This is a genomic window from Bradyrhizobium sp. USDA 4461, assembly GCF_054055655.1.
In genome coordinates, this window is sequence record NZ_JBSRXM010000001.1 from 7,827,700 (window position 1) to 7,854,539 (window position 26,840).

Annotated in this window: 25 protein-coding genes and 1 pseudogene; 16 read left to right on the forward strand and 10 right to left on the reverse strand. The window is 65.1% G+C overall.

What is annotated here, in order from left to right; all coding sequences use genetic code 11:
- Positions 1–337 precede the first annotated feature (337 nt).
- The 11 genes and pseudogenes from ACVINW_RS36770 to ACVINW_RS36820 all read left to right on the forward strand — a co-directional run bounded on the left by ACVINW_RS36770 (position 338) and on the right by ACVINW_RS36820 (position 10,392).
- Positions 338–704: pseudogene (locus ACVINW_RS36770) on the forward strand (DUF2267 domain-containing protein).
- Between the two features lie 57 nt (positions 705–761).
- On the forward strand, positions 762–1,169 hold the full coding sequence (locus ACVINW_RS36775; RefSeq protein ID WP_456755808.1) for a DUF4332 domain-containing protein: 408 nt from the start codon (positions 762–764) through the stop codon (positions 1,167–1,169).
- Positions 1,170–1,267: 98 nt separating this feature from the next.
- Entirely contained in the window at positions 1,268–2,125 is an 858-nt protein-coding gene (folP, locus tag ACVINW_RS36780) for a dihydropteroate synthase (protein WP_456755809.1), read from the forward strand.
- Positions 2,122–2,502, forward strand: a complete 381-nt coding sequence (folB, locus tag ACVINW_RS36785; protein WP_456755810.1) for a dihydroneopterin aldolase — start codon at positions 2,122–2,124, stop codon at positions 2,500–2,502. The genes folP and folB overlap by 4 nt, the downstream gene beginning before the upstream one ends.
- Positions 2,503–2,506: 4 nt before the next feature.
- Positions 2,507–2,998: a 2-amino-4-hydroxy-6-hydroxymethyldihydropteridine diphosphokinase gene (gene folK / locus ACVINW_RS36790; RefSeq protein ID WP_456755811.1), complete on the forward strand. Its 492-nt coding sequence runs from the start codon at positions 2,507–2,509 to the stop codon at positions 2,996–2,998.
- A gap of 105 nt (positions 2,999–3,103) precedes the next feature.
- Complete coding sequence (locus ACVINW_RS36795; protein WP_456755812.1) at positions 3,104–4,978, forward strand: methylmalonyl-CoA mutase family protein; 1,875 nt, start codon at positions 3,104–3,106, stop codon at positions 4,976–4,978.
- Positions 4,975–5,445, forward strand: a complete 471-nt coding sequence (locus ACVINW_RS36800; RefSeq protein WP_456755813.1) for a GFA family protein — start codon at positions 4,975–4,977, stop codon at positions 5,443–5,445. Before ACVINW_RS36795 ends, ACVINW_RS36800 begins: the two co-directional genes overlap by 4 nt.
- A 12-nt stretch (positions 5,446–5,457) precedes the next feature.
- Positions 5,458–7,614 carry a methylmalonyl-CoA mutase gene (gene scpA, locus ACVINW_RS36805; RefSeq protein ID WP_456755814.1) on the forward strand — a complete coding sequence of 719 codons (2,157 nt, stop codon included), beginning with the start codon at positions 5,458–5,460 and terminating at the stop codon, positions 7,612–7,614.
- Between the two features lie 51 nt (positions 7,615–7,665).
- Entirely contained in the window at positions 7,666–8,451 is a 786-nt protein-coding gene (locus tag ACVINW_RS36810; RefSeq protein ID WP_456755815.1) for a DUF3298 domain-containing protein, read from the forward strand.
- Positions 8,452–8,755: 304 nt separating this feature from the next.
- Positions 8,756–9,748 (forward strand): methylmalonyl Co-A mutase-associated GTPase MeaB, encoded by a 993-nt coding sequence (gene meaB, locus ACVINW_RS36815; RefSeq protein ID WP_456755816.1) that lies wholly within the window; start codon positions 8,756–8,758, stop codon positions 9,746–9,748.
- Complete coding sequence (locus ACVINW_RS36820; RefSeq protein WP_456755817.1) at positions 9,745–10,392, forward strand: pyroglutamyl-peptidase I family protein; 648 nt, start codon at positions 9,745–9,747, stop codon at positions 10,390–10,392. The genes meaB and ACVINW_RS36820 overlap by 4 nt, the downstream gene beginning before the upstream one ends.
- 20 nt (positions 10,393–10,412) lie before the next feature.
- Here ACVINW_RS36820 and cyoD read toward each other — a convergent pair whose 3' ends face one another.
- The 4 genes from cyoD to ACVINW_RS36840 are packed head-to-tail and all read right to left on the reverse strand — an operon-like array spanning position 10,413 to position 14,266.
- The gene (gene cyoD / locus ACVINW_RS36825) at positions 10,413–10,802 is read right to left on the reverse strand and encodes a cytochrome o ubiquinol oxidase subunit IV (protein ID WP_456755818.1); all 390 of its coding nucleotides are present in this window, start codon (positions 10,800–10,802) and stop codon (positions 10,413–10,415) included.
- Entirely contained in the window at positions 10,799–11,440 is a 642-nt protein-coding gene (locus tag ACVINW_RS36830; RefSeq protein ID WP_456755819.1) for a cytochrome (ubi)quinol oxidase subunit III, read from the reverse strand. The genes cyoD and ACVINW_RS36830 overlap by 4 nt, the downstream gene beginning before the upstream one ends.
- Positions 11,440–13,443 carry a cytochrome o ubiquinol oxidase subunit I gene (gene cyoB / locus ACVINW_RS36835; RefSeq protein ID WP_456755820.1) on the reverse strand — a complete coding sequence of 668 codons (2,004 nt, stop codon included), beginning with the start codon at positions 13,441–13,443 and terminating at the stop codon, positions 11,440–11,442. The genes ACVINW_RS36830 and cyoB overlap by 1 nt, the downstream gene beginning before the upstream one ends.
- Positions 13,433–14,266, reverse strand: a complete 834-nt coding sequence (locus ACVINW_RS36840) for a cytochrome ubiquinol oxidase subunit II (protein WP_456755821.1) — start codon at positions 14,264–14,266, stop codon at positions 13,433–13,435. Before ACVINW_RS36840 ends, cyoB begins: the two co-directional genes overlap by 11 nt.
- A gap of 443 nt (positions 14,267–14,709) precedes the next feature.
- Between ACVINW_RS36840 and ACVINW_RS36845 the strand changes: the two genes are divergently transcribed.
- Positions 14,710–16,080 carry a TIGR03808 family TAT-translocated repetitive protein gene (locus ACVINW_RS36845; protein WP_456755822.1) on the forward strand — a complete coding sequence of 457 codons (1,371 nt, stop codon included), beginning with the start codon at positions 14,710–14,712 and terminating at the stop codon, positions 16,078–16,080.
- 59 nt (positions 16,081–16,139) lie between these two features.
- Here the strand turns inward: ACVINW_RS36845 and ACVINW_RS36850 are convergent, their stop codons facing one another.
- The 3 genes from ACVINW_RS36850 to ACVINW_RS36860 form a co-directional block, all read right to left on the reverse strand.
- The gene (locus ACVINW_RS36850) at positions 16,140–16,634 is read right to left on the reverse strand and encodes a TIGR03809 family protein (RefSeq protein WP_456755823.1); all 495 of its coding nucleotides are present in this window, start codon (positions 16,632–16,634) and stop codon (positions 16,140–16,142) included.
- Positions 16,635–17,396: 762 nt separating this feature from the next.
- Positions 17,397–18,146 carry a hypothetical protein gene (locus tag ACVINW_RS36855; protein ID WP_456756586.1) on the reverse strand — a complete coding sequence of 250 codons (750 nt, stop codon included), beginning with the start codon at positions 18,144–18,146 and terminating at the stop codon, positions 17,397–17,399.
- Positions 18,146–18,715 carry a sigma-70 family RNA polymerase sigma factor gene (locus ACVINW_RS36860; protein WP_456755824.1) on the reverse strand — a complete coding sequence of 190 codons (570 nt, stop codon included), beginning with the start codon at positions 18,713–18,715 and terminating at the stop codon, positions 18,146–18,148. Before ACVINW_RS36860 ends, ACVINW_RS36855 begins: the two co-directional genes overlap by 1 nt.
- A gap of 415 nt (positions 18,716–19,130) precedes the next feature.
- On the opposite strand from ACVINW_RS36860, the gene ACVINW_RS36865 reads away from it, so the two are divergent.
- Both ACVINW_RS36865 and ACVINW_RS36870 read left to right on the forward strand, forming a co-directional pair.
- Positions 19,131–20,279 (forward strand): GGDEF domain-containing protein, encoded by a 1,149-nt coding sequence (locus ACVINW_RS36865; RefSeq protein ID WP_456755825.1) that lies wholly within the window; start codon positions 19,131–19,133, stop codon positions 20,277–20,279.
- Positions 20,280–20,339: 60 nt separating this feature from the next.
- The gene (locus tag ACVINW_RS36870) at positions 20,340–21,446 is read left to right on the forward strand and encodes a DUF2336 domain-containing protein (RefSeq protein ID WP_456755826.1); all 1,107 of its coding nucleotides are present in this window, start codon (positions 20,340–20,342) and stop codon (positions 21,444–21,446) included.
- Positions 21,447–21,760: 314 nt separating this feature from the next.
- On the opposite strand, the gene ACVINW_RS36875 is transcribed toward ACVINW_RS36870, so the two are convergent.
- Positions 21,761–22,399, reverse strand: a complete 639-nt coding sequence (locus ACVINW_RS36875; RefSeq protein ID WP_456755827.1) for an NrsF family protein — start codon at positions 22,397–22,399, stop codon at positions 21,761–21,763.
- Between the two features lie 2 nt (positions 22,400–22,401).
- Positions 22,402–22,947 (reverse strand): sigma-70 family RNA polymerase sigma factor, encoded by a 546-nt coding sequence (locus ACVINW_RS36880; RefSeq protein WP_456755828.1) that lies wholly within the window; start codon positions 22,945–22,947, stop codon positions 22,402–22,404.
- A 324-nt stretch (positions 22,948–23,271) separates the two neighbouring features.
- On the opposite strand from ACVINW_RS36880, the gene ACVINW_RS36885 reads away from it, so the two are divergent.
- Together ACVINW_RS36885 and ACVINW_RS36890 are read left to right on the forward strand one after the other, a co-directional pair.
- A complete protein-coding gene (locus ACVINW_RS36885; protein WP_456755829.1) occupies positions 23,272–23,943 on the forward strand; it encodes a hypothetical protein in 672 nt (223 codons plus the stop codon).
- A gap of 119 nt (positions 23,944–24,062) precedes the next feature.
- Entirely contained in the window at positions 24,063–24,842 is a 780-nt protein-coding gene (locus tag ACVINW_RS36890) for an enoyl-CoA hydratase (protein WP_456755830.1), read from the forward strand.
- Here the strand turns inward: ACVINW_RS36890 and ACVINW_RS36895 are convergent.
- Positions 24,839–26,701 (reverse strand): acetyl-CoA hydrolase/transferase C-terminal domain-containing protein, encoded by a 1,863-nt coding sequence (locus ACVINW_RS36895; protein ID WP_456755831.1) that lies wholly within the window; start codon positions 26,699–26,701, stop codon positions 24,839–24,841. The two genes, ACVINW_RS36890 and ACVINW_RS36895, sit on opposite strands and share 4 nt — an antisense overlap.
- Positions 26,702–26,840 lie beyond the last annotated feature (139 nt).

The window sequence follows — 26,840 nt, forward strand, 5'->3', positions numbered from 1 at the left end:
GAAGCTCGAACCCGGTTCGAGATACGAACCCATGCCGTCATGAACCCAAGCCATCATATTGCATGTTGTGGGTCGATTGAAACCGTCAGCGGATGCCGTCGTCTATCGTCGCGCCAGCAGTTCCTCAGATTTTATTCCCGGCAAAGTGACGAAAGGCATTGCGCATTGCGACAAGATGGTGTGAATCCGCCGCTCACTCTTGCAGCGAGGCCACAGTCACGACGCGATCGAAAAAGAATACGAACTGAAATGCGCGGATCGCTTGTATTTCGTGACACAGGCGCTCAAGATAAATCTCCAAGAACGATCCGGCAAAGTCCGGTTGAGGCGGGGCAAGATGGACGAATTGGTTTGGGCAGCTGGCCGCAAAGGCCGGCATCGATGGCGCTGTCGCTGAAAAAACCGTCGGCATCGTTCTGGGTTTCCTCCGTAACGAGGGACCTTCCGACAAGGTCCAGGCTCTGATCGATCAAATCCCCGGCGCCGAAGCGGCGATCGCCGCTTCCAACAACAGCGGTGGACTGTCGCGGTTGATGGGCGGCGGCCTGATGGCTGTCGGCACCCGGCTGATGGCGCTTGGCCTGAGCATGAGTGAGATTCAGAACGTCGCGCGTGAGCTTTTCAGGTTCGGCCGCGACAAAATCGGAGCGGATCAAATGGGCGAGATCATCTCGGGGACACCGGGCCTCAGCCAGTTCGCCTGAAGCCCCTCCTCTCGACGCCGTTGCACGTGCGCTCCCTTCTACCTGCATACGAGTATCATGACATACCCACTCTCCGAGATCGAAGGCCTGTCCGCCTATTGCGCCACCAAACTGAAATCGCAGGGAATCCGCACGACCGACGCGCTGCTTGAAGCCGCTCGCACCGTTAGGGGACGCAAGGCGCTCGCCGCCAAGACCGGGATCAGCGAACAGCAACTGCTCGAATGGGCCAACATCTCCGACTACATGCGGATTCCCGGCATGGGCAAGGCGAAGGTCGGGCTGGTTCGCGCCGCCGGCGTCACCACCGTGCGCGAGCTTGCCCACCGCAACCCGTCGCGGCTGGCGCAGAGCATGAAGGACGCCAACGTGCGGCGTAAACTGGTCCGCGTAATGCCGTCGGAGAAATCGGTCGAATTGCTGATTGAAGAGGCACGCAAGCTGCCTCCAAAAATCACCTATTAGCTCACCTATTAGCCAGTCTTAACCGGAAAAGCGGCCGCCGGCGCCAGCCGTCATCGCGACACCTTGACTTGGCGCTGCCGTCAGCGCAAAGCCACCGCATGATGGCGACCAAGCCCATAGCATCGGCGGTGGCCGGCCCGGCCGGAGCTGCGCTGCTGCCGGCCTTGCTGTCGCGGCCTTATCCGGCGGTGATGGGCATCCTGAACGTCACGCCGGACTCGTTCTCCGATGGCGGCAAGTTCATCGCGCCCGAACAGGCGCTGGCGCAGGCCCGCAGACTGGTGGCCGACGGCGTCGACATCATCGACATCGGCGCGGAATCGACCCGCCCCTATGGCTCACAGCCGGTCACGGCCGACGATGAACTGGCGCGGCTGAAGCCTGTGCTGGCCGAGGTGATCGCGCTCGGCGTGCCGGTCTCGATCGACAGCATGAAATCCGAGGTCGTGGCCTGGGCGCTCGACCAGGGCGCTGTGATCGCCAACGACGTCTGGGGCTTGCAGCGCGATGCCGGCATGGCGGCCGTCGTCGCCGCCCGCGGCGTGCCCGTGATCGTCATGCACAATCGCGAAAGCGCCGATCCCGCTATCGACATCATGCAGGACATCACGGCCTTCTTCGAACGCTCGCTCGCGATCGCCGCAAGCGCCGGCATTGCGCCCGACCGGATCGTGCTCGATCCCGGCATCGGCTTCGGCAAGACAGCGGAGCAGAGCATGATCGCGCTGGCGCGGCTCGCCGAACTCGACGCGTTCCGCCTGCCGGTGCTGGTCGGCGCCTCGCGCAAGCGCTTCATCAGCACGGTCGTGCCGTCGGAACCGCAACAGCGGATCGGCGGCTCGCTCGCGGCGCATCTGATCGCCGCACAGCATGGCGCCCGCATCATCCGCGCGCATGACGTCGCCGAAACCGTTCAGGCGCTGCGGGTGGCCGCGGCAATCGAGGGACAGCAATGACCGACACGATCTTCATCACCGGGATCGTCATCCATGCCCGCCATGGCGTGATGGAACATGAGACCGAAGTCGGGCAGCGCTTCGTCATCGACCTCGAGCTCTATACCGACCTCTCGGAATCCTCGCGCACCGACCGCCTCTCCGACACGGTGTCCTATTCCAACGTGGTGGCGACCGCGACGTCGGCGTTCAAGAACACCAATTACAAGCTGCTGGAGCGCGCCGCCGGCGCGGTGGCCGAGGACATCCTGGCGAGCTTCCCGCGCGTCAGGGCGGTCAAGGTCACCGTGCACAAGCCGCACGCGCCAATCGCAGCGATCTTCGACGATGTCGGCGTGGTGCTGACCCGCTCGCGGCATCCGCTGCCCCACAGTTGAACCGATGGCCGACGTCCTGATCGCACTCGGCGGCAATGTCGGCGACGTCCGCACGACGTTTCGCAAGGCGATCGCCAACATCTGCGGCATGACGCAGGCAGCGCTCCTGGCACGCTCGTCGGATTACTCGACGCCGCCCTGGGGCGACCAGCAGCAGGACAGCTTCATCAATGCCTGCATCGAGATCGACACCAGCCTCGATCCGCACGCGCTGCTGTTCACGATGCACAAGATCGAAAGCAAATTCGGTCGCGACCGCAAGAACGAGCAGCGCTGGGGCCCGCGCACCCTCGACCTCGATTTGATCGCCTATGACGACGTCACACTCGAGAAACCGGAACTGACGCTGCCGCATCCGCGTTGGTTCGAACGCGCCTTCGTGCTGGTGCCGCTGGCCGAGATCGTTCCCGAACGCGTCATCGCGGGACGCCGCGTCGCCGATGCGCTGGCCGGGGTCTCGACTGACGGTATTTTCCGCCTTGCGGACCTCGATTAAAGCCGATCGGCCGCAAACAAAAGTTTGGCTTGGCCGCCCGCCCGTGGCAATTTCCGCCCAAATCAAGGGACCTCTCGCGGGGCCGATGAAGGACGATTTGGGCGGATGACGACCTCGACTGACGATTTGCCTCTGGCTTCGGATTTTGCCGCCGCGACCTATGACGACTGGCGCAAGCTGGTCGACGGCGTGCTGAAGGGCGCCCCGTTCGAGAAGCTGGTCGGCAAGACCTATGATGGCCTGAGGATCGATCCGATCTACCGCCGCGCCGCCAACGCTGGCCCGCTTGCCGGCCGTGCCGCTGCAACCCCCTGGCAGATCCTGCAGCGGGTCGATCATCCCGATGCCGCGCAGGCCAATGCGCAGGCGTTGCACGACCTCGAGAACGGCGCGACCGGCCTCGAATTCGAGTTCGCAGGCGGTCCCGGTACGCGCGGCTTCGGTCTCGCCGACGCCAGCAAGAAGACGCTGGCGCGGGCCTGCGGCGGCGTCCATCTCGATGCCGGCATCATGATCGCGCTCAACCCTGTGATCGGACGCGAGAATGCCGGCGAGACGTTTGCCGACATGGTCGAGGCCCGCAAGCTCGATCCGGCCAAGCTCGACCTGCATTTCAATTACCAGGCGCTCAGCACCATGGCGGTGCGCGGCGCCGCCGCCATCGCCTGGCCCAATTACGAAAAGCCGTTCGGCCAGGTCGTCAACGGCCTGATCAAGCGCGGTTTCAAGGGACCGTTCGTGCTGGCCGACGGCCGGCCGGTGCATGATGCCGGCGGATCCGAGGTGCAGGAGCTCGCCTTCACGCTGGCGCTCGGCCTCGCCTATCTGCGCATGCTGGAAGCATCAGGTCTCGACCTCGATGCGGCGCGCGCAGCCATCTCGTTCCGGCTCAGCGCCGACGCCGACCAGTTCCTGACCATGGCGAAATTCCGCGCGCTGCGCCGCCTGTGGGCGCGGATCGAACAAGCCTGCGGTCTTGTGCCGAAGCCGATCTTCGTCAACGCGCAGACCGCCTGGCGGATGCTGACCCAGCGCGACCCCAATGTGAACATGCTGCGCGCGACGATTGCGACCTTTGCCGCCGGGCTCGGCGGCGCCAATGCGATCACCGTGCTGCCGCACACGCTGGCGCTCGGCCTGCCGGATGATTTCGCCCGGCGCGTGGCGCGCAATACGCAACTCGTACTGCTCGACGAGTCCAATCTCGCGAAGGTCTCCGATCCGGCGGCCGGTGCCGGCGGCATCGAGACGCTGACCGCGCAGCTCTGCGAGGCAGCGTGGACGTTGTTCCAGGGGATCGAGAAGGCCGGCGGCATTTTCCCGGCCCTCGAACACGGGCTTATCCAGCAGAAGGTCGCCGCAACGCGGGCGCAGCGCGAAGCCAATGTCGCCAAGCGCCGCGACATCCTGACCGGCGCCAGCGAATTCCCCAACCTGCACGAAGACGTCCCTGCAGTGTTGAACGTGAAACCGTCGGCGCCGGTGTCCACGGCCGACGCCAAGATCAGGTTCGACGCACTGGCGCCGATGCGGCTCGCCGAGCCGTTCGAGTCGCTCCGCGACAAATCGGACGCCGCGCTGAAGGCCCATGGCGCGCGGCCGAAAATCTTCCTCGCCAATCTCGGCACGCCGGCGGATTTCACGGCCCGCGCCACCTTCGCAAAGAGCTTCTTCGAGACTGGCGGGATCGAGGCGGTCGACAGCGAGGGCTTTGCCGATCCGGCGGCGCTCGCCGCGGCCTTCAAGGCCTCCGGCGCCGCGATGGCGTGCATTTGTTCCTCGGACAAGGTCTATGCCGCCAGTGCCGCTGAGGCCGCCAAGGCCCTTCACGGCGCCGGAGCAAGGCATATCTATCTGGCAGGGCGGCCCGGCGACCAGGAAGCGGCGCTGCGGGCGGCCGGCATCGGTGAGTTCGTCTTCGCCGGCGGTGACGCGCTGGCGACATTGCGCGACGCCTATCGGCGGATGGAGCAGACATGACGGCAGAGGCACCAGCGAAACCCGTTCTGACCGGCGGCTGCCAGTGCGGCGCCGTGCGCTTTGCGGTGTCCGCGGCGCCGAACCGGGTCAGCATCTGCCACTGCCGGATGTGCCAGAAGGCCTCCGGTGCGCCGTTCGCCTCGTTCGCCGACATCAACAAGGAGGATTTCGCCTGGACCCGCGGCAAGCCGGCGGCGTTCAAATCCTCCTCGATCGCCGAGCGCGACTTCTGCGCCGCCTGCGGCACGCCGCTCAGCTTCCGTCGGATCGACGGTCCGCGCATCGAGATCATGACCGGCGCCTTCGACCGGCCCGACCGGGTGATCCCGACGCAGCAATTCGGAACCGAATCCCGCCAGGGCTGGGTGGTCGGCATCGCCAATTTGCCGAGCCAGACCACGATGCAGAATTACGGCCCGGACAAGATGGCGACCATCGTCAGCCATCAGCATCCGGACCATGACTAAGGAAGCCCAGGAATGACCCGCATTCCCAATTTCGCCGATGTCGCCTTCCAGCCCGTCGCCGTCGCGGCGCCCGCTGGGAGCGCGGAGCCGTGGCTGACGCCCGAGGGCATTCCGGTGAAGTCCATCTATGGCGAAGCCGATCTCAAAGGCATCGATTTCCTCGAGACCTGGCCCGGCATCGCGCCCTATCTGCGCGGCCCCTACCCGACGATGTATGTCAATCAGCCCTGGACCATCCGGCAATATGCCGGGTTCTCCACGGCGGAGGATTCCAACGCCTTCTATCGCCGCAACCTCGCGGCGGGGCAGAAGGGCCTGTCGGTCGCGTTCGATCTTGCCACCCACCGCGGCTACGACTCGGATCATCCGCGCGTGTCCGGCGACGTCGGCATGGCCGGGGTCGCGATCGATTCCATCTACGACATGCGCACGCTGTTCGCCGGCATCCCGCTCGACCAGATGAGCGTGTCGATGACCATGAACGGCGCGGTGCTGCCGATCCTCGCGCTGTTCGTCGCCGCCGCCGAGGAACAGGGCGTGCCGCCGGAAAAACTGTCGGGGACCATTCAGAACGACATTCTGAAAGAATTCATGGTGCGCAACACCTACATCTATCCACCTAGCCCGTCGATGCGGATCATCTCCGACATCTTCGCCTACACCTCGCAGCGGATGCCGAAATACAACTCCATCTCTATTTCCGGCTACCACATGCAGGAGGCCGGCGCGACGCAGGACCTCGAGCTCGCCTATACGCTGGCCGACGGCGTCGAATATCTGCGCGCGGGCTTGGCCGCGGGCCTCGACGTCGACCGCTTTGCTCCGCGGCTCTCCTTCTTCTGGGCGATCGGCATGAACTTCTTCATGGAAGTCGCCAAGATGCGCGCGGCGCGGCTACTGTGGGCCAAGCTCTTGAAGCAGTTCAACCCCAAGGATCCGCGCTCGCTCAGCCTGCGCACGCACTGTCAGACCTCGGGCTGGTCGCTGACCGCGCAGGACGTGTTCAACAACGTGATGCGCACCACGATCGAGGCGATGGCGGCCACCCAGGGCCACACCCAGTCGCTGCACACCAATGCACTCGACGAGGCCCTGGCGCTGCCGACCGACTTCTCGGCGCGCATCGCCCGCAACACGCAATTGTTCCTGCAACAGGAGAGCGGCACCAACCGCATCATCGATCCCTGGGGCGGCTCATATTATGTCGAGCGGCTGACCCAGGATCTCGCCAAGAAGGCCTGGGGTCACATCCAGGAGGTCGAGGAACTCGGCGGCATGGCCAAGGCGATCGAGGCCGGCGTGCCGAAACTCAGGATCGAGGAAGCCTCCGCCAAGACCCAGGCGCGGATCGATGCCGGCCGCCAGGCGGTGATCGGCGTCAACAAGTTCAAGCCGGAGAACGAGAAGCCGATCGACGTCCTGAAGGTGGAGAACTCCACCGTGCGGCGGTTGCAGATCGACAAGCTGGCGCGGCTCAAGAAGGAGCGTAACCAGGCCGACGTCGATGCGGCGCTGGCCGCGCTGACCCGCTCGGCCGGCGAAGGCAACGGCAATCTGCTGGCGCTGGCGATCGACGCGGCGCGCGCCAAGGCCACCGTCGGCGAGATTTCGGACGCGATGGAAAAAGTGTTCGGCCGCCACCGCGCCGAGATCAAGTCCATCACCGGCGTCTACAAGCGAGAGGCAGCGGCGATGTCCAACAAGGTCGAGAAGGTGCAGGCGCTGATCGATGCGTTCGAGGAGGCCGAAGGCCGCCGCCCGCGCATCCTGGTCGCAAAGATCGGCCAGGACGGCCATGACCGCGGCCAGAAGGTGATCGCATCCGCCTTCGCCGATGTCGGCTTCGACGTCGATATCGGGCCGCTGTTCGCGACCGCCGACGAGGCCGCGCGGCAAGCGGTCGAGAACGACGTCCACATTCTCGGCGTCTCCTCGCTCGCCGCAGCGCATCTCACCGCGGTGCCGGAATTGAAGGCCGCGCTGAAGAAGCATGGCCGCGAGGACATCATGATCATCATCGGCGGCGTGGTGCCGCCGCAGGATTACGATGCGCTCTACGCCTCAGGCGCGGAGGCGATCTTCCCGCCGGGCACCGTGATCTCGGAGGCTGCCGAGGAGCTGATCCACAAGCTCAACGCCCGGCTCGGCCATAGCGAGGCGGCGGAGTAGCGCTGCCGCGCTGCTCTCTCCCACCAGGAGCTTTCCACGCGCGCCGCTCGCTTGCTGACGCCTGTCCGCATCTTGGGCCTTGCCGGCCTGCTGGCTTGCCTCTGCCTTCCGGCACGCGCCGCCGATCCCAAACCCGACGCCACGATCAAGAACGCGAGCATCGAGGCCAGCGTCTATCTCGACGACAAGATCAAGGCGGATAGCGCGCTGGCGGCCGATTGCCTCGCCGAGGGCAAGAAATGGATCGACAAGAACGCCGCCGAGGCTGCCAACGATCGCAAGCAGGAGCCTGAGCTGTTCAAGGAACGCGGCGGCTATTCATTCGAGCGCAAATATTCGGTGCGCTCCGTCGTCGACGGCCGCTATGTCAGCGTGCTGCGCGACGACTACATGAACACTCTGGGCGCGCATCCGAACTCCGACGTCAATACCATCCTGTGGGACACGACAGCAAAGAAGCGCATCAGCATCCGCCCGTTCTTCACCGAGACCGCGGATAGCGGCCCGACGCTAGCGGCGATCCGCAAGGCGGTCATCGCGGCGCTCAACGCCGAGAAGAAGCGGCGCGACGCCGGCGAGACGGCGAGCGCCCAGTGGTACAAGGAGCTGAAGCCGACCCTGCTCAAGATCGGCGCCGTGACGCTGGCGCCGTCGACCGTATCGGGCAAGAGCTCCGGCCTGACCTTCCACTACCCGCCCTATGCCGTCGGCCCCTACGCCGAAGGCCAATATGTGATCTTCGTGCCATGGGAGACGCTGAAGCCGTATCTGACGCCGCAAGGCGCAAGGATCTTCGCCGGCACGCGGCCGACGGGCGACGCGGACGAGCAGCGATAGTTCGTACCCCGCATGAGCGAAGCGATATGCGGCACCGGTTTCCCCTGACATTGCGGAGCCTGTCATCGGACGCGCGTTTGCGCGAGCCGCTGGCTCACCCGGGCTACGGGTTACGGCACGATTTCTGGATAATGGAAGATTGCCGCTGAGTTGCCCGACGTGTCAAGTCGTCTTGTCGAGCGCCGGTAGCCGCTACCGGCTCCTTTGCATGGGGTTGTTCCTCGACATTTTGGTAGTGCGCCCCTGCGACGTGCCAATACGCGTTCCCCTCGCCTGCAACCAGCAGCCGTTGTAAAGCAAGGCCATGACCGCATCGAAGCCCGCATCTCCCGACATCCGCGCCCTTGCCCGTGACCTGCGTGCCGGCCACCGCGCCGCGCTGGCGCGGGCGATCACGCTGGTCGAGAGTAGGCGTAGCGATCACCAGGCCGCCGCGCGCGAGCTGGTGCAGGCGCTGCTGCCCGACACCGGCAAGGCGGTGCGGGTCGGCATCACCGGCTCGCCCGGCGTCGGCAAATCGACCACCATCGATGCGCTCGGCATGTTCCTGATCGAGCGCGGCCACAAGGTCGCGGTGCTGGCGGTCGATCCCTCCTCGGCGCGCACCGGCGGCTCGATCCTCGGCGACAAGACGCGGATGGCGCGGCTCGCCGGCTCCGATCAAGCCTTCATCCGCCCCTCGCCCTCCTCGGGCACGCTCGGCGGCGTCGCGGCGAAGACCCGCGAGGCGATGCTGCTCTGCGAGGCCGCCGGCTTCGACGTGGTGCTGGTCGAGACCGTCGGCATCGGCCAGTCCGAGACCGCGGTCTGCGACATGACCGACTTCTTCCTGGCGCTGATGCTGCCCGGCGCCGGCGACGAGCTGCAGGGCATCAAGAAGGGCCTGGTCGAGCTCGCCGACATGATCGCGATCAACAAGGCCGACGGCGACAACCTCAAGCGCGCCAACCTCGCCGCCGCCGACTATCGCAGCGCGCTGCACATTCTGGCGCCGCGCTCCGAGCATTGGCATCCGCCGGTCGAGACCTATTCGGCGCTGACCGGCGCCGGGCTCGACAGGCTCTGGCGGAAGATCCTCGACCACCGCACCGCGATGAACGCTTCGGGCGAGTTCGCGGGTCGCCGCAGGGAGCAGCAGGTGAAGTGGATGTGGTCGATGCTGGAGAGCCGGATGATGGCGCGGTTGCGCACGGACGCTGCGATCCGCACCAAGGTGAAGAAGATGGAAGCCGAGGTCGCCGCCGGCCGCATCTCGCCCGCGATCGCCGCCGAACAGATCGCGGAGATGCTGCATTGAGCGGGAAGCTGCGCATCCTGCTCACCGGCTTCGGCCCGTTCCCGGGCGCGCCGTTCAACCCGACCATGCCGCTGGTGAAACGGCTGACCGCGCTGCGCCGCCCCGCCTTCGACGACGTTGCGCTATCGAGCCACATCTTCGACGTCACCTACGCCACCGTCGACCGCGAATTGCCGGAGCTGATCGCAGGGCATCGCCCGCAGGCGCTGTTGATGTTCGGCCTCGCCGGCCGCGGCGCCCATCTGCGGATCGAAAGCCGCGCCCGCAACGCGGTCACCACCCTGTTCCCCGATGCCGGACGCCAGCATGCGCGCAAGCGCTCGATCGCAGGCGGCGCCGACGCGCAACTGTTCGGGCCACACACCAAAAAATTGCTGCGTGCGGCGCTCGCGACCGGCATCGACGCGCGGGCCTCGCGCGATGCCGGCAGCTATCTCTGCAACTATCTGAGCTGGCGCGCGATCGAGGCCGTCAACGGCGACAACGGCCTGCACCTCGCGCAATTCGTCCATGTGCCGCCGCTCGCCCATGACGGAACGGCGGCAGCGGGCAAATCATCGATCACGCTGGAAGCGCTGGTCGATGCCGGCGAAGCCATGCTGCTGGAGCTGGTCAAGCTGACCCGGCAGGCCGCGCGCGCGTGAGCGCACGGCGCAGCCCTCGCTCACTGCATCTGCATGATGCGATCCATCGGCGGCATATTCTGATTGAGATGCTGCATGATCCAGATGGAGCCGCCAACAACCAGGAAGACAATCAGCAGGCCGAACGCCAATGCCAGGACGTTATTGGTGTTGTCAGGTCCTGTCGTGATGTGCAGGAAGAACACGAGATGCACGCCCATCTGCGCGATTGCGAGCACGATGATGGCGATGGGAATGCTCGGCTGCCAGACCAGATCGGTTCCGGCGATGAAGAATGAGGTGGCGGTCAGCAGCAACGCCAGGCCAAGGCCGAGCACATAACCCAGCAATCTGGCGCGAAGATCATGTTCCCCTTCATCGCCCGGGGCAACGTCGTGCCGTTCGATGAGATGTTCGGACGACTCGGTCATGGCGCACCTCCGAGCAGGTAAACGACCGAAAACACGGCGACCCAGATGATGTCGAGCGCATGCCAGAACAGCGCGAAGCAGATGATGCGGCGCATGATATCGGCGCGAAAGCCCTTGGCGAACACTTGGGCCATCATCGTGAGCAGCCACAAGATCCCGGCCGAGACATGGAGGCCATGGCATCCGACCAGCGAGAAGAACGCCGTCAGGAAGGCGCTGCGCGACGGTCCGAAGCCGCGGGACACCAGATCGGCGAACTCCCGGAACTCGATGGCGAGGAATGCAAGCCCCAGCACGCAGGTGACCGCCATCGACAGGTAGAACCAGAGCCTGTTGCGAAGGTCGGCTGCGATGCTGGCCATGCCGCAGGAGAAACTCGACAGCAACAGACATACGGTCTCGACCGCGAGACTCTTCTGGTCGAATATCTCCGACCCCTTCGGGCCGTCGGCGGTCTGATTGACCAGCACCGCGTAGGCCGCGAAGAAGCAGGAGAACATCACGATGTCGGAGAGCAGGAATATCCAGAAGCCATAGGCCGTCACGATGCGTTTCGGCGCAGGCCCCGGATGTTCGACTGCACGCCCGAGGTGATGCGGGTCGGCATGCGCGTCGGTGATGGTCGCGGCGATTGCCATCACAGCGTACCCGCAGCGCTGACGAGGTCTCGGCGCTCCTCGATATTGAGGCGATCGATCCGCGAGACCTCGGCCGCCGGAATGACGTACTCGTCATGGTCGCGCCAGGCGAACACCACGAATGTCGCGAATGCGCCCAGACCGCCGAGGATCACCATCCACCAGATGTGCCAGATCAGCGCAAAACCCATGACGGTGGCGAAGAATGCGCAGACGAAGCCGGTCGGCGAGTTCCTCGGCATTTCGATGTCCTCATACTCGTGCTCGAAGCGATCCTCGAGCTGCTGCCCCTTGGCGTGCAGCTTGAGCGCCCAATAGGCATCCTCACCGCGTACGTTCGGATAGAAGGCGAAGTTGAACACCGGCGGCGGTGACGACGTTGCCCATTCCAGTGAACGGCCGTCCCAGGGATCGCCGGTGCGATCGCGCAACGCCGCACGGTTGCGGATGCTCACCACGAGCTGTATGACCTGGCACAATACGCCGATCGTCAGCACCGCCATGCCGGCCGCGGCCACGAGCATCCACGGCCGCCACTCCGCAACGTCGTAATGTTGCATGCGCCGGGTCATGCCGAGCAGTCCCACGACGTAAAGCGGCATGAAGGTGAGATAAAAGCCGGTGAAGGTAAACCAGAACGCCGCTTTGCCCCAGCGTTCGTCGAGACGGAAGCCGAAAGCCTTCGGAAACCAGTATTCAAAGCCGGCGAAGGCGCCGAACAGCACGCCGCCGATGATCACGTTGTGGAAATGAGCGACCAGGAACATGCTGTTGTGGAGCAGAAAATCGGCTGGCGGCACCGCGACGAGAACGCCGGTCAACCCACCGATGATGAAGGTAACCATGAAGCCGACCGACCACAGCATCGGCGTCGCGAAGCGGATGCGGCCGCCATACATGGTGAACAGCCAGTTGTAGATCTTCACGCCCGTCGGCACAGCGATGATCATGCTGGCGATTCCGAAGATCGAATTGACGTCGGGTCCCGCGCCCATGGTGAAGAAGTGATGGAGCCACACCATGAAGGAGATGACGCAGATCGCCATCGTGGCGAGCACCATGGAGCGGTAACCGAACAACGGCTTCCCGGAGAAGGTCGACACCACCTCCGAATAGATGCCGAAGGCCGGCAGCACAAGGATGTAGACTTCGGGATGTCCCCACGCCCAGATCAGGTTCATGAACATCATGACATTGCCGCCGGCTTCGTTGGTGAAGAAGTGGAAGCCGAGATAGCGGTCGAGCAGAAGCATCGCGAGGGTCGCGGTCAGGATCGGAAAAGCCGCGACAATCAGCAGGTTCGAAGCAAGGGTGGTCCAGCAGAACATCGGCATGCGCAGATAGTTCATGCCCCTGGTGCGCAGCTTCAGCACAGTGGTGACGAGATTGATACCCGCCACCAGCGTTCCTACTCCGGAGATCTGGAGCGACCAGGCGTAATAGTCGACGCCGACGCCCGGCGAGTAGGACAGCTCTGAGAGTGGCGGAAAGGCCAGCCAGCCGGTGCGCGCGAATTCGCCGACCACGAGCGAGACATTGACCAGCAACGCGCCGGTCGCAGTCAACCAGAAGCCGACCGAATTGAGGGTTGGAAAGGCGACGTCGCGCACGCCGAGCTGCAAAGGCACCACGAGGTTCATCAACCCGATCACGAACGGCATCGCCACGAAGAAAATCATGATGGTGCCGTGAGCCGAGAAGATCTGGTTGTAATGCTCCGGCGGCAGATAGCCTTGCGATTGATAGGCGATCGCCTGCTGGATGCGCATCATGATGGCGTCGCTGCCGCCGCGCAGCAGCATCACCGAAGCGAGCAGGATGTACATGACGCCGATCCGTTTGTGATCGACGCTGGTGATCCATTCATGCCAGAGATAGGGCAGATGTCCCTTGGCGATGACCCAAGCGAGCACCGCCAGTATCGCGATCAGCACCACGGCGCCCGCGACCAGCGGAATCGGCTGGTCGAGCGGAATCGCCGACCAATCAAGCTTACCGAGCATCGTGCTCTCCACTTCGCTCGCGTCCGGCATTCGCGCTGATCTGCGGCCCCGGACCCGGCGGAATGTGCTGGGTTGCGATCATGTCGAACAGCCGTGAGTCCTCCAGCCGGAAAGTCGGCCTTCCCTTTTCGACCGATTGCTGCATCAGCTTCCTGTAGGAGGCCTCGTTGAGTATGGAATCGGATTTCGCCGTCTCGGCCACCCAGTCCGGGAAAGCGAGCGGCGAGATGACGTTGACGTCGAACATCATGTCGGGAAATCCGTCGCCGGAGAAATGCGCCGAAAGTCCCTGCAGCTTGCCTTCATTGTCGGCACGCAGGTTCAGCTTCGTCACCATGCCGTTCATGGTGTAGATCATGCTGCCGAGTTGCGGGACGAAGAAGACGTTCATCACGCTCGAGGATGTCAGCTCGAAATTCAGCTCAGCTCCAGCCGGCACGGTCAGCGCATTGACGGTGGCGATGCGCTGGTCCGGGTAGATGAAGAGCCATTTCCAATCGAGCGAGACGGCCTGAACGCGGACGGGCGCCCCGGTTCCCGGCACCGGCGCTGCGGGATCGAGCTGATGCGAGCCGATCCAAGCCACGCCGCCGAGCAGGATGATCGTGAGCGCAGGGATCGCCCAGACCACCATTTCGACACGTCCGGAATAGACGAAGAACGGCTGATAGCGGGCGTGCGGATTCGAAGCGCGAAACCACCAGGCGAACGCCAGGATAGCGACAATGGTCGGCACCACGATCGCCAGCATGATCGCGATCGAGTCGATCAGGATCATCTTGTCGGCGATAGCGACTGGACCTTGCGGATGGAGGATGTTCACGGGAAGCCGATCTCAAGTATGGCTTGAGTGGTTGCAGACACGCGCCCTGCGTGACCTGCCCAAACGCGCCGGGAACGTCGCGGTTCCTAAGCTGAGATGGAGTTCGATGGAACGTATCCGGCAGGAATCTTGCAGGTCCTGAAGAGGGCGTCTCGCGATCCTCCGGCGCGGGTGGGAATGCGGGGGCGGCACGCGATGCCGGCATCTGTCTCTGCCAAACCGAGCTGGCGTGCGGTCGAGGCCCTGACTGGCGACAATGGCCTCGCCTCGCGCAGGTCATCCGATTGCTTGACTGCTTGACGTGAATAGGTTGCACCCGGGATTAACCCTACCGCCAACAATCGCCCGGTTGCGTCGGCGTGTTCACCATGCAGCACCGGGTTTCGCGCTACCACTCGATCCGCGAACGTCACCGCTCGCGACTATGTGCGAGGGCCATGCCCATGGACGTCAACCGCCGCCATCTGATCGGAGCAACCGCCGCAGGCGCAGCCGGTGCGCTTGCGATGTCGCCGGATGCCGCGCGCGCGGCGCAATCGGCCGGCTCGCTCGGCCGCGACGTCACCCAATATGGTGTCCGCCCCGGCAGCCCCGACGACCAGACCCGCAATCTGCAACGCGCGATCGACGACGCCGCGCGCGCGCAGGTGCCGCTGGCGTTCCCGCCCGGCATCTATCGCAGCGGCCTGTTGCGGCTTGCGCCCGGCAGCCAGCTGATCGGCGTGCGCGGCGCCAGCCGGCTCGTCTTCAACGGCGGCGCCGCGCTGCTGGAAGCCGAAGGCGCCGACGGCATCGTCCTGATGGGCCTCACCTTCGACGGCGGCAGCATCCCGCTGCCGGCGCGGCGCGGCCTGCTGCATTGCCTGTCCGGGCGCGACATCCGCATCACCGATTGCCAGCTCACAGGCAGCGGCGGCGCCGGCATCTGGTTCGAGCAGATGTCGGGCGACGTCAGCAACAATGTCTTCACCGACATCGCGAGCACGGCATTGGTGTCGTTCGACGCGCTCGGCCTGATGGTCGCGCGCAACACCATCAAGGGCACCAACGATAACGGCATCGAGATCCTGCGCAGTGCGATCGGCGACGACGGCTCGATCGTTGCCGACAACCGCATCGAGGACATCAAGGCCGGCCCCGGCGGCTCCGGGCAGTACGGCAACGCCATCAACGCGTTCCGCGCCGGCAATGTGATCGTGCGCGGCAACCGCATCAGGAACTGCGACTTCTCCGCGGTGCGCGGCAATTCGGCGTCCAACATCCACATCACCGACAACAGCGTCAGCAATGTCCGCGAGGTGGCGCTCTATTCGGAATTCTCATTCGAGGCCGCTGTGATCGCCAACAACACCGTCGACGGCGCCGCAATCGGCGTCTCCGTCTGCAACTTCAACGAGGGCGGCCGCATCGCGGTGGTCCAGGGCAACATCATCCGCAATCTGCTGCCGAAGCGCCCCGTCGGTACCGACCCGAACGACGGCGCCGGCATCGGCATCTATGTCGAGGCCGACAGCACCGTGACCGGCAACGTGATCGAGAATGCGCCGACCTTCGGCATCGTCGCCGGCTGGGGCAAGTACCTGCGCGATGTCGCGATATCAGGCAATGTGATCCGCAAGGCGTTCGTCGGCATCGGCGTCTCGGTGGTGCCGGGCGCCGGCTCCGCGCTGATCAACAACAACATGATCGCGGAAACCCCAGGCGGCGCGGTGGTCGGGCTCGACCACGCCCGCCCGATCACGTCGGATCTGTCGGCGGGCGGCGCCCAGCAAGTTGCCCAGCTCGTTGTCGGCGCCAATGCAGTGCGGCGTTAGCGCCTCTTGTTTGAGCATGATCTTTCGGAAAACCGCTTCACAGTTTTCCGGATCATGCTCTACAGCGCGTTGCGCAGCAGCGGATAGCGGCGCTGAATGGTGTCGAGATCGAGCACCGGCGGCCGCGCAGCCGGAGGCGGCATCTCCAGCGGCGGCGCGTCGGTCACGGTGGGCGGCTCCTCCAGCACCTCGGCTGCCGTCTCCAGCGCGGCTGCAACCGCGGTCATCGCGGCCTCCGCCAGTGTGGCGGCCTCCGACCGGCGCTCCGGTGCCGGCGAGATGCGGCGCGGCGGCAGGATCGAGCTGCCGCGGCCGAGCCAGGACAAGTCGATCGGCGAATTGTCGAGCGCAGCTTCGCGCGTCAGCAATTCCCGCCAGATCTCGACCGCGGCCCGTGCTTCCCTGATGTTCTCGAGAAAGGCCTGCTCGCTGTGATAGCGGCGCCAGCGTCCGGTCTCGAACAGTTCGGTAAGGTGTTCCAGCCTTTGCTCGGCAAGGTTGCACCAGCGCGCAACAATTTCCTGGCCTCTGGCCACGTCGGTCCGATGTGTCATTCAAACTTGCCCGCAGGGAAAGAGACGGACGCAGACGCAACCGAACCGAATCAACTGGACGCGACCCTGATATTCTGTGGAAAAGGTAAATAAAGTCTAACTGAATTCTTAATCGGGAATGGGCGATCAAAGAAGTCCGCTCGACTACGGAGTTTCTTGCGCGAACCATCGTCAGGTCATCGGCTTGCATGGTGGCCGTGTGCATCCTGTGCACGCCCCGCGCAGCCGGATGATCCACAGCAATTATCGCCGCCGTCGCGCACCCATGCCGTTCGCGATCGCGCTGCGCAAGGCCTGAAGCATCCGCCGGGTTCGGCGCCAGCCGGTCATGCAAGGGTGCCCCCAAAAGCAAAGACCCGTCCGGGGGGACAACCGGACGGGTCAAAGCCATATGGGCGCTTGGGGTGGATGGGCGCTCGCGCCTGATATAGCCGGGGAGGGATAAACCGCTCCCACACACATAAGTCGTGAGAGGATGGCGGACGTTCAAATCCTCCGCGATTTTTTTAACCTTTTCGTCGCGTGGTTCCGCCGTACCGTTTCAGGCGCTGCGCGCCGAAAATCACTGCGCGGCAGGGCGATTTGCAACGGAAACCTCCGATGCGAACCACCGCGCGGGCTTATTCAATGCGCGGCTCACGGAAGTGTTATTGCGATGGGGAGTTTGCGAGGCTGCGACGGTTTGTCCGCGACCGCGGCAATCGCCGCGTCCGGTCCGGTCTGGCCGCAAATGACCTCGACCCGAAAACCGTCTGCGGTCGCTTACGGCGTTTCGACGGCGAGGCTGACGATCTTCTCTTTCTGCAAACGGGCGATCAGCGCGGCGATACTGTCCTTGTCCATCGCGCGGAACTGCAAGCGGAACATGCCGCCCTTCCCGTCGACGATCGCGCCCTGGTAACTGTCCAGCAGCGCGGTGATGTCGGCGATCCGGGCGTCGGGCGTGAAGCGCACCAACAGCCGCGTCGGCAGCGTCGCCGCCACGCTGGCACCGAGGTCACGCGTGATCGGCGCACTGGGCGCAATGGCCGGGCTCGGTGCGGCCGGCACGCTGCGTTGCTCGACGGCATCAAGCGAGGCGGTCTGGAACGAGGCCGGCTGGCTGCGCATCAGCACCGCCCCGATCACGCCAGCCTGCAGCAACACCACGACCGCACCGAGGCTGGACGACCAGGCCAGCGTCCGCGGCGACAATTTGGAAAAGAACTCCGAGATCCCGGCCGACACCCGCGCGCCCGCCGACGGCTTGCGCTCCGGCTCGGCATCGATCGCGGCAAACAGCTTCTGCATGGCGCGCGCCGAGGGCGCACCGAGGCTCTCGTTGAGGCCGATGGTCTCGGCATATTCCTCGCGGATGACGGCATATTGCCGGGCGAGCTCCGGATCGGACGCGAGCGCGTCCTCGACACGGCGCGCGTCACGCGCGTTCAGCGTGCCGGCCGCGTGCCAAGGCAGCAGCATCTCGACGTCGTCAGGATCCTGGCCCTGCACTTTCTTGTTGCTCGCAGCCATCATGGCCAACCTCGCTCGACACCGGCTGCCTTCAGCAACTCGGCAAGTTTCTTGCGCGCATAGAACAGGCGCGTCTTCACGGTATTCTCCGGAATCCCCACGATCTCAGCGACATCTTCCACGGATTTCTCGTGATAGTAGACAAGATCGACAATTTCCCGATGTTCCGCCGATAGTCCCGTCAGGCACTTGCGCAGCGTGTCACCGGTGTCCTTCTTCTGCACTGCCGTTTCCGGATCGTCGGACGTGTCCTCGATCGCGTTCGCGGCCTCGTCGTCCAGTTCGGCGTCTTTCCTTCGCCGCAGCGAAGACAAGGCCTTGAACCGGGTAATCGCCAGAAGCCAGGTTGAAACGGCGGATCGTCCCTCGAATTTGCCCGCCTGACGCCACACGTCCAGAAAGACCTCGCTGATGAGGTCCTCCGCCACCTGTTCGTCCCGCACCAGCCGAAGCCCGAAGCGGTACACCCTGACATGATGCCGTCCGTACAGCACCTGCATGGCAAGCCGGTCGCCTTGAGCGATCCGAGCGATCAGAACATCGTCTGAAGCCGCCTGTGTCGCGCTCAATGGCCGTCTCGCAAAGTTGGTCTGAGGGTGGTGGCGCGTGGTTCGACGCGAGAGCCAAGATTCTTCACATTACGGCAATGTCCGGACCGCATGTGTGATCTATGACACAGCCGACGATTCCGATGAGGGAAAATCGTCGGCGACTCCAAAAATGGTATCATAACACCGCATACTCTCGCAGGCACGCTCCGTGGCGCGACCATAGCAAGGCTTCGCCGCCACGCCAGCGCCGTCGCGAGGCGGGCCGCGGCGCAGGCCCGCCACATGATCGCTCCCGATCGGCCCGGCCAACCGGATTCTCCTTACGAAACAAGGGCCGTGGCCGGGTTTCACCGGGGTTGCGTCGGTTCCAAAAGATACCAAACCTAAAGGCTTTCCCACTTAGATTTCGCGGGATTTCAGCAATGGCGAGACCATGGGCAGCGCTGCGTCGTCACTTCCCGGCCCGATCGCGGACGCACCGGACAGCGGCCGTCCCACGCTGACGCGCGAGCGCCTGGCGCGCCGGGCGAGGCAGCGCCGCCAGATCCAATCGATGATTGCCGCCTGTTTCGCGCTCGATGCGGTCGTGCTGTTGATCTACGCGCATGCCGGCACCACGACGGTTGCGGTGGCGACCGGCTATGCCCTGACCGGCCTGTCCCTGGTCGCCGTCTACGTCGTGCTCTCGGAGCGCGGCTTTCACGAGCGCTTTCGCGACCACTATCTGGTCGCGCCGCAATCGGCCGTCAACATGGTGAACCTGCTGCTGTTCACCTACATCGCGCCGGAAGTCGGCGTGCTGTTCCTCTGCAACCTGTTCGTGGTGTTCAGCTTCGGCGCGCTGCGGACCTCGGCGCGGCAGACCGCTGTGGTCTGGACCATCATGGTGCTGGGCCTGGCCGCGCTGTTCCTCGGAACCGACAGGCCGATCGGGATGCCGACCGCCACCAAGGTCGAGCGCCTCGCCACCATGATCGTGTTCGCGCTGACCATCGGGCGCTGCATGTATCTCGGGATCTTCTCGAGCGCGATGCAGCAATCGCTGTATCAGAGCGGACTGAAGCTGAAGGAGGCCTACCGCCGCATCGAGGAGCTCGCCGAGCTCGACGAACTGACCGGCACCTCCAACCGCCGCAGCATCATGCGCACGCTCGAGGACGAGATCGCGCGCTGCGCCCGCAACGGCAGCTCCTGCGCGGTCGCGCTGATCGACCTCGACCATTTCAAGCGCATCAACGACGTCTACGGCCATCCGATCGGCGACGAGGCGCTGCGCACCTTCGCCATCGGCATGTTCGCCAATCTGCGCAGCATCGATCGCTTCGGCCGTTACGGCGGCGAGGAATTCCTGCTGGTGCTGCCCGGGCTGTCGCAGGACCAGGCGACGCGTGCGCTCGAGCGGCTGCGCGCGATCATCGCCGACCTCGACTGGAGCGCGTTCTCGCCGGGAATGCGGGTCACGATCTCCGCGGGCGTCACGACACTGAAGCCGCAGGAAACCTCCGACACATTGCTCGCCCGCGCCGATGGCGCGCTTTACGCAGCCAAGGCCAGGGGACGCAACCGCATCGCCAGCGCCTGACCCCTTTCGTTTCCCTATTCGGCGACGGAGAAACCGCCGCCACCGCTCCAGGACAGAGTCATGAGTTCGAAGCCCGCGACCGCCCCCGAAAGTCTGCTCGACGAGTTGCAGACCACCCTCGCCCACGGCACCGTCGCACGCCGTGTCGAGACCCTGCGCCGGGTGACCGACCTCTTCATCAACGGCTCGGTGAATTATTCGGACGAGCAGATCGTGCTGTTCGACGACGTCTTCCAATGCCTGCTCGAGCACATCGAAAGCTCGGCCAAGGCGCTGCTCGCCAACCGCCTCGCCCCGATCGACACCGCGCCGCCGCAGACCATCCGCACGCTGGCATTCGACGACCTGATCGAGGTCGCAGGCCCCGTGCTGACGCTGTCGCCGCGGCTCGACGACGACACCCTGATCGAGATGGCGCGCAGCAAGAGCCAGGCGCATCTGCTCGCGATCTCCAACCGCAAGTCGCTGAGCGGTGCCGTCACCGATGTGCTGGTGCTGCGCGGCAATGACGAGGTGATCCAGAGCGCGGTCAACAATCCCGGCGCGGAATTCACCGAGCGCGGCTTCACCCGACTGGTCAGCCGCGCCGAGGGCGACGAGAACCTGTCGACCTGCGTCGGGCTGCGCCCGAACATCCCGCGGCATCTCTATCTCAAGCTGGTCGCCAAGGCCTCGGATACGGTCAGGCAACGCCTCGAGGCTGCCAATCCGCAGCAGGCCAAGGAGATTCCGATCGCGGTGAAGGAAGCCACGCGACGCGCGCGCTCGGCGCCGGCTGCCGTGACGTCGGACACCACCATTGCGCATGCGCTGGTCAAATCGCTCTACCAGGACGGACGGCTTGACGAATTCCAGCTCGCGGCCTTCGCCGAGGCCGGCAAGTTCGACGAGACCAACGCCTCGCTCGCCGCGCTCGCCAACGTCTCGGTCAGCATCGCAGAGAACATGATGATCGAAACCCGCGCCGAAGGCGTGATGATCCTGGCCAAGGTCTCGAGCCTGTCATGGTCGACGGTGCGATCGATCATCAACCTGCGCGACGAGATCTCGGGCGCAGAGCCGACCGACTTGCAGGCCTGCAAGGACACCTATGAGCGGCTGCGGCCGTCGACCGCGCAGCAGGTGCTGCGCTTCCACCGCATGCAGCAGTCCGCGCCCGCGGCCTGATTTCCGTAGCGCGGATGGAGCGCAGCGCAATCCGGGATTCAATGCAACCGCGCAAAGGCTCCCCGGATTTCGCTGCGCTCCATCCGGCTACGGTCTTCTCCTTCCCCCTGAAGGGGGAAGGTCGGGATGGGGGTCAGCCGCAGGCGACGTTGTTCGTGGAGAGAGCTGATCCCCACCCGCTTTGCTCTGGCGAGCAAAGCGACCTCCCCTTTTCAAGGGGAGGTTAGAGCGCAGCCGGATTTCGCTCCCGCCAACTAATCAGCTCACAACACAATTCTTGCCCAGTCGCTCCGCTGCATCCGGGCTACGATCACTCAATACCGTAGCGCTCGACTTCCCATCAACGCGCCGACGCTTGCGACGATCACGGTCGCCAGCGTGTACCAGGTCGCGACGAACAGCGGCGAGTCGTCGGTGCAATGCGAGGCATAGACGGTCGCCGCGAGCCCAGCCGACAGCAGGCCGGCCACCGCGCCGGCGACCGCCGGCCGCGCCGGAGCGCCCTGCCGCAGCCCATACAGCGCGCCGACCAAGAGCGGCAGCGACATCGCGGGAATCGCGGTCATGCACGCCATCGAGTTCTTGCCGATCAGGCGCGTCATCATCGGCGTCCGCTGCGGCATCATCATCTCGCCGCTGATGGCGGCAACGAGGATGCCGGCCGGAATCAGCAGCCACCAGCCGAAGCTGCGCAGCGAGGCTTCCGGCCGCGACAGATGCAGGCTGACCGCGATCGCCGAGGCGGCGAGCGCCAGGGTCACCGCGAATTTCAGGTCGAAGAACGGATTGTGCATCGCGCTCATCACGTCCGGGCGCACGCCGAGCTCGGCGAAGAAGATCAGCAGCGAGACCGGCGCCGCCGCCAGCAGCGCCAGCATCAGGGCCAGACCGATCGGGCGCGCGCGATAGGCGTTGTCTGCGGCAAGGGTTCGAATGAGTTGATCGGTATCCATGCTCATCGGTCCCGTAATTTCGCGGTGAGGCTCGCAAGCCCGCGATGCAGCGCGACCCGCACCGCGCCCTCGGTCATCGAGAGTTTCGTCGCGGTATCCTTGATCGAGGCGCTGTCGACCGCAATCGATTGCAGCACGTCGCGCTGCCGCGCCGGCAGCGTCTGCAGCTGCGCGGTGACCTCGCCGGGCGAAGCGGTCGGCTCCGGTGTTTCTCCCGGCAGCGTCTCGGCGAAATCATCGATGTTGACGAAGATGCGCCGGCCGCGGCGGCGCAGCGCGTCGATCAGCTTGTTGCGCGCGATCGCGAACAGCCACGGCGCGAACGGCGCGCTGGTGTCCCAGGTCTGTCGCTTCAAATGCACCGCCAACAAGATGTCCTGCACAATGTCCTCGGACTGATCGACCGGTTGACCCGCACGCGCCAAGCCACGTCGCGCCGCGGCACGGAGTACCGGCGTGATGGCCCTGAGCAGGCGATGATACGCCGCGTCATCGCCTGAAATGGCCGACCGCATCAGGTCGGTCCATTCATCCTCACGTTCGCGCACGCAGGCTCCTGAATTGCAATTCGGCCGATCTTTCAGTTCGTTACGCGGCAAGCCGACAGCATCACGAATTCGTGATCGCGATCCTTCGGCCAGGCCGCGCCGAGCATCAGCCGCAAAGAATCGCTCCGGCGGGTTTGCAGACGGAACGGCTCATAACACCGATCGGTCCGACAAGCACCGCCTGTCGCCGCCGACGGGCCGGTGGGACGAAATTGCCCAGCTTTTGCCCCCTCAGGCCCGAAGATTCCCTCTTTCTGCCCCGGTGTGGACACGCAGCCGGGTCTCTTTTCGCATTTGGGTGGGCATCATGGGGAGATCATCAGAATGAAGATCAAAGCCAGCGGGCGCTTGGCCTTGATGATTGCGACAGGGCTGACAGGACTTGTCGTGTGTCTCGCAGCTCCGTTGCCGGCCTCCGCGGCCGGTTCGGACGCGTCCGCATCAAAATCCGACAACGCAACCACCGACACGTCTGCGCAGCAGAGTTCGCGGCATGGCCGGCGCCATGCGCGTCACCAATCGTCGAAGACGGCTGACAAATCCGAGGCCAAGAAGGCCGCGAGCGACGCCGGCAGCGTGACCTCGGTGGGCATGCCCGCCACGGTCGCCAATGCCAACGCGGAGCTGACCTCCGGCGAAGGCAATGCGAGCCCCGCGCCCGCCAGTGTCAATCCTGTGATGGCCGCCTCCGACAAGCCCGCCGACGCGCAGCCCGATAGCAACGTGGTCGCGTCCGACCAGCTCAACGACGTCGACCGGGCCCTCCAGCAGGAGCAGCCGGCGGAACAGCCGCAACCGGCTCAACCGCAGACCGCGCAACAGGAAGCGCCTGCGCCGCAGCCCCCGCCTGCCGCCACGGCCGCCCCCAAGCCGGCTCCCGTGCTGGCGAGCAGCGACAGCGCGACCCTGGACCAGACCTCGCTGATCGGGAAGATCTTCATCGGCTTCGGCGCCCTGCTCACGGTCGCCTCCGCCGCACGGATGTTCATGGCCTAGCCGAGCCGGCCTGCGGCGCAGCAGCGCCGCAGGCGCGGCCCAAAGCCCCGTTGCTGCCCCTTGAAGCGCATCCCGCCAGCGGGCACATTGCCCGCCAAATCAGGCACGGGGTTTGCGTCATGGCTACGTTCGAATTCATCATCGTCGAGAGCAAGGGACCGGTCGGCGTCATCACGCTGAACCGGCCGAAAATGCTGAATGCGCTGTCGTTCGGCGTGTTCCGCGAGATCGCCGCGGCGGTCGACGATCTCGAGGCCGACGACAAGATCGGCTGCATCCTGATCACCGGGAGCGAAAAGGCGTTCGCCGCCGGCGCGGACATCAAGGAGATGCAGCCGAAGGGCTTCATCGACATGTTCAACAGCGACTTCACCGCGATCGGCGGCGACCGCGTCGCGCGGTGCCGCAAGCCGACCATCGCGGCGGTCGCGGGCTATGCGCTCGGCGGCGGCTGCGAGCTCGCGATGATGTGCGACATCATCATCGCCGCCGACACCGCCAAGTTCGGCCAGCCGGAAATCACCCTCGGCACCATTCCCGGCATCGGCGGCACCCAGCGGCTGACCCGCGCGATCGGCAAGTCGAAGGCGATGGACCTCTGCCTCACCGGGCGGATGATGGACGCGGCGGAAGCCGAGCGCTCCGGCCTGGTGTCGCGGATCGTTCCGGCCGACAAGCTGATGGAAGAGGCGCTCGCCGCGGCCGAGAAGATCGCCTCGATGTCGCGCCCGGCGGTCGCGATGGCCAAGGAAGCCGTCAACCGCGCGTTCGAGACGCCGCTCGCGGAAGGCATGAATGTCGAGCGCAATTTGTTCCACTCGACCTTCGCGCTCGAGGACCGCGCCGAGGGCATGGCGGCCTTCATCGAGAAGCGCAAGCCGGTCAACAAGAACCGCTAACCCCTTCGGCTTCGTTGCAAGGCCGCGGTGACGAGTGCGCGATAGGCGCGCTCGGCAACATGCGTCGGCTTGTCGAGGCCGAGCCGCGCCAGGCATTCGCGGTCGGCGGCATCGGGCGGATGGTGCATGCCCTGCCACAGCAGGCCGGCGAGCTGCAGCGGCGCACGCTGCGCCTGCTGCAAGATCTGCAAGGCCGGAATCAGCCGCTGCTCGACATCGGTGAAGTCGCTGCCGAACGGAAATGACGGCAGCAGCCCAGCCTCGCGCGCGGGCTTCAGCGCAGCGCCGATGCGCTCGGGATAATTTTCGCGATGGGCCGCGGCGATCTCGTGGCTGCGCGGCAGCTTGCCGGCGTCCTTGGCCTGCCGCATCAGCTCGCCTTGGAAGCGCGAGTCCGATACCTGCAACATCGCGGCGATCACGTCCGCGTCGGATTTCCCGCGCGTATCCGCAACGCCATATTCCGTGACGAAGATGTCGCGCAGGTGTCTCGGAATGGTCTCGTGGCCGTAGGACCAGCGGATGTTCGACTGCACCTGCTTGCCGGACTGGTGGGTCGCCTCCAGTGCCAGCACCGAACGCGCGCCCTCCAGCGCGAAGGCCTGCGCGACGAAATTGTACTGGCCGCCGACGCCGCTCACAACCTGGCCATTCTCGAGCCCGTCGGAGACCGCCGCCCCGAGCAGCGTCGCCATCATCGCGTTGTTGACGAAGCGCGCTTCGACCCGGGCGCGGCGCTTGCCCGCTTCGTCGCCGAAGATCTCGTTGGTGAAGGACACCGGCATCATCTGGATTCGCGCCAGCTGCTCGCCCGGCATCTCGCGCAGCGCGCGGTAGAAGGATTGCGGCCCCAGGAAGAACGCGCCGTGCAGGATCACACCGTCGACGTCGCGCTTGAGGATGCCGGCATCGATCAGTCCGAGGAACGCCTCGAACAGCATCTCGCTGACGCCGTAGAGGCCCTTCTCGAACGGCCCGGTCTCGGCCGCCGCGAGCTGCTCGGTGCCGGGTGCAAGGCGCTGCATGATGCCGTGGAATTGGGCGTTGTCGCGATGGCGGACCACGAGTCCCTGCGCCAGCGCATCGCCGACCTGCCCGATCCCGATCTGCAGCGTGCCGCCGTCGCGGACCAGGCCCGCGGCATGCAATCCGACCGCATATTTGGTATCGCTGATCGGCTCCGATGGCGGCGCGAACAGCGGGAAATCGGTATCCGGACCGTCGAGGACTGCGGCGAATTCATCCGCGGGCAAGTCGCCGGGCCCGGGCATGAACGGCAGCTCGGAATTGACCTGGCCGATCAGCTTGAACGACGCCCGCCGCTGCGCGCGGGCGCGCAGCACGTCGAGCGTCGTGTCGGTGTTGCAGCTCAAACTGTAGCGCGGCACGCCGTCGACCATGCGCTTGGCGACCAGCTGGGGGGCGACGTTCAATCCGCGCGACAGCAGGTAGGACGCCGCATGGGTGTAATTGGCGGAGATGTAGTTCTGCTGCGCGAAGGGCCGATACAGCCACTGGCCCGCGAGGAAGAAGAATTCGATCACCTTGACGTTGGGCGGAAGCGCGCCGTGACGCAGCTCATCCGCATAAACGAGATCCGGATAACCGCCGAACAGGCGATCGATCACCGGGCCGATGAAGCGCTGTTCGAGCAGGCTGTTCGGCTTCGGCTTTTCCAGCGTCAGCGCCGAGAACAGCGTCAGGTTGATGGAGCGGTCGGCGGCCGCCCGCGCATACAGCGCATTGACGATGTGGTTGGCCTTGCCGAGGCCGAGCGGCAGCCCGACCACCAGCTCGGTTCCGACGTCACGAACGATGTGCTCGGCGATCGCCTCGGGGTCAGAGAAAAACTTGGGCATCTGCAATGAACCCGGGCAGGCAGTGGATAACCGGCACCGCTGAATCGACGGCCGGCGGTTCGAACTTATACTTCATATGACAGTTGCGTTCGCCTGTGACGAACCGGCAACAGACAAGAACCGAAATGATGTGCAGATG

What these genes read in the sequence shown, in the direction of transcription:
- ACVINW_RS36775 (WP_456755808.1), top strand. Translation starts at nt 762, where the DNA reads ATGACATACCCACTCTCCGAGATCGAAGGCCTGTCCGCCTATTGCGCC.
- folP (WP_456755809.1), top strand. Translation starts at nt 1,268, where the DNA reads ATGATGGCGACCAAGCCCATAGCATCGGCGGTGGCCGGCCCGGCCGGA.
- folB (WP_456755810.1), top strand. Translation starts at nt 2,122, where the DNA reads ATGACCGACACGATCTTCATCACCGGGATCGTCATCCATGCCCGCCAT.
- folK (WP_456755811.1), top strand. Translation starts at nt 2,507, where the DNA reads ATGGCCGACGTCCTGATCGCACTCGGCGGCAATGTCGGCGACGTCCGC.
- ACVINW_RS36795 (WP_456755812.1), top strand. Translation starts at nt 3,104, where the DNA reads ATGACGACCTCGACTGACGATTTGCCTCTGGCTTCGGATTTTGCCGCC.
- ACVINW_RS36800 (WP_456755813.1), top strand. Translation starts at nt 4,975, where the DNA reads ATGACGGCAGAGGCACCAGCGAAACCCGTTCTGACCGGCGGCTGCCAG.
- scpA (WP_456755814.1), top strand. Translation starts at nt 5,458, where the DNA reads ATGACCCGCATTCCCAATTTCGCCGATGTCGCCTTCCAGCCCGTCGCC.
- meaB (WP_456755816.1), top strand. Translation starts at nt 8,756, where the DNA reads ATGACCGCATCGAAGCCCGCATCTCCCGACATCCGCGCCCTTGCCCGT.
- cyoD (WP_456755818.1), bottom strand. Translation starts at nt 10,802, where the DNA reads ATGACCGAGTCGTCCGAACATCTCATCGAACGGCACGACGTTGCCCCG.
- ACVINW_RS36830 (WP_456755819.1), bottom strand. Translation starts at nt 11,440, where the DNA reads ATGGCAATCGCCGCGACCATCACCGACGCGCATGCCGACCCGCATCAC.
- cyoB (WP_456755820.1), bottom strand. Translation starts at nt 13,443, where the DNA reads ATGCTCGGTAAGCTTGATTGGTCGGCGATTCCGCTCGACCAGCCGATT.
- ACVINW_RS36845 (WP_456755822.1), top strand. Translation starts at nt 14,710, where the DNA reads ATGGACGTCAACCGCCGCCATCTGATCGGAGCAACCGCCGCAGGCGCA.
- ACVINW_RS36850 (WP_456755823.1), bottom strand. Translation starts at nt 16,634, where the DNA reads ATGACACATCGGACCGACGTGGCCAGAGGCCAGGAAATTGTTGCGCGC.
- ACVINW_RS36855 (WP_456756586.1), bottom strand. Translation starts at nt 18,146, where the DNA reads ATGGCTGCGAGCAACAAGAAAGTGCAGGGCCAGGATCCTGACGACGTC.
- ACVINW_RS36865 (WP_456755825.1), top strand. Translation starts at nt 19,131, where the DNA reads ATGGGCAGCGCTGCGTCGTCACTTCCCGGCCCGATCGCGGACGCACCG.
- ACVINW_RS36870 (WP_456755826.1), top strand. Translation starts at nt 20,340, where the DNA reads ATGAGTTCGAAGCCCGCGACCGCCCCCGAAAGTCTGCTCGACGAGTTG.
- ACVINW_RS36875 (WP_456755827.1), bottom strand. Translation starts at nt 22,399, where the DNA reads ATGGATACCGATCAACTCATTCGAACCCTTGCCGCAGACAACGCCTAT.
- ACVINW_RS36885 (WP_456755829.1), top strand. Translation starts at nt 23,272, where the DNA reads ATGAAGATCAAAGCCAGCGGGCGCTTGGCCTTGATGATTGCGACAGGG.
- ACVINW_RS36890 (WP_456755830.1), top strand. Translation starts at nt 24,063, where the DNA reads ATGGCTACGTTCGAATTCATCATCGTCGAGAGCAAGGGACCGGTCGGC.
- ACVINW_RS36895 (WP_456755831.1), bottom strand. Translation starts at nt 26,701, where the DNA reads ATGCCCAAGTTTTTCTCTGACCCCGAGGCGATCGCCGAGCACATCGTT.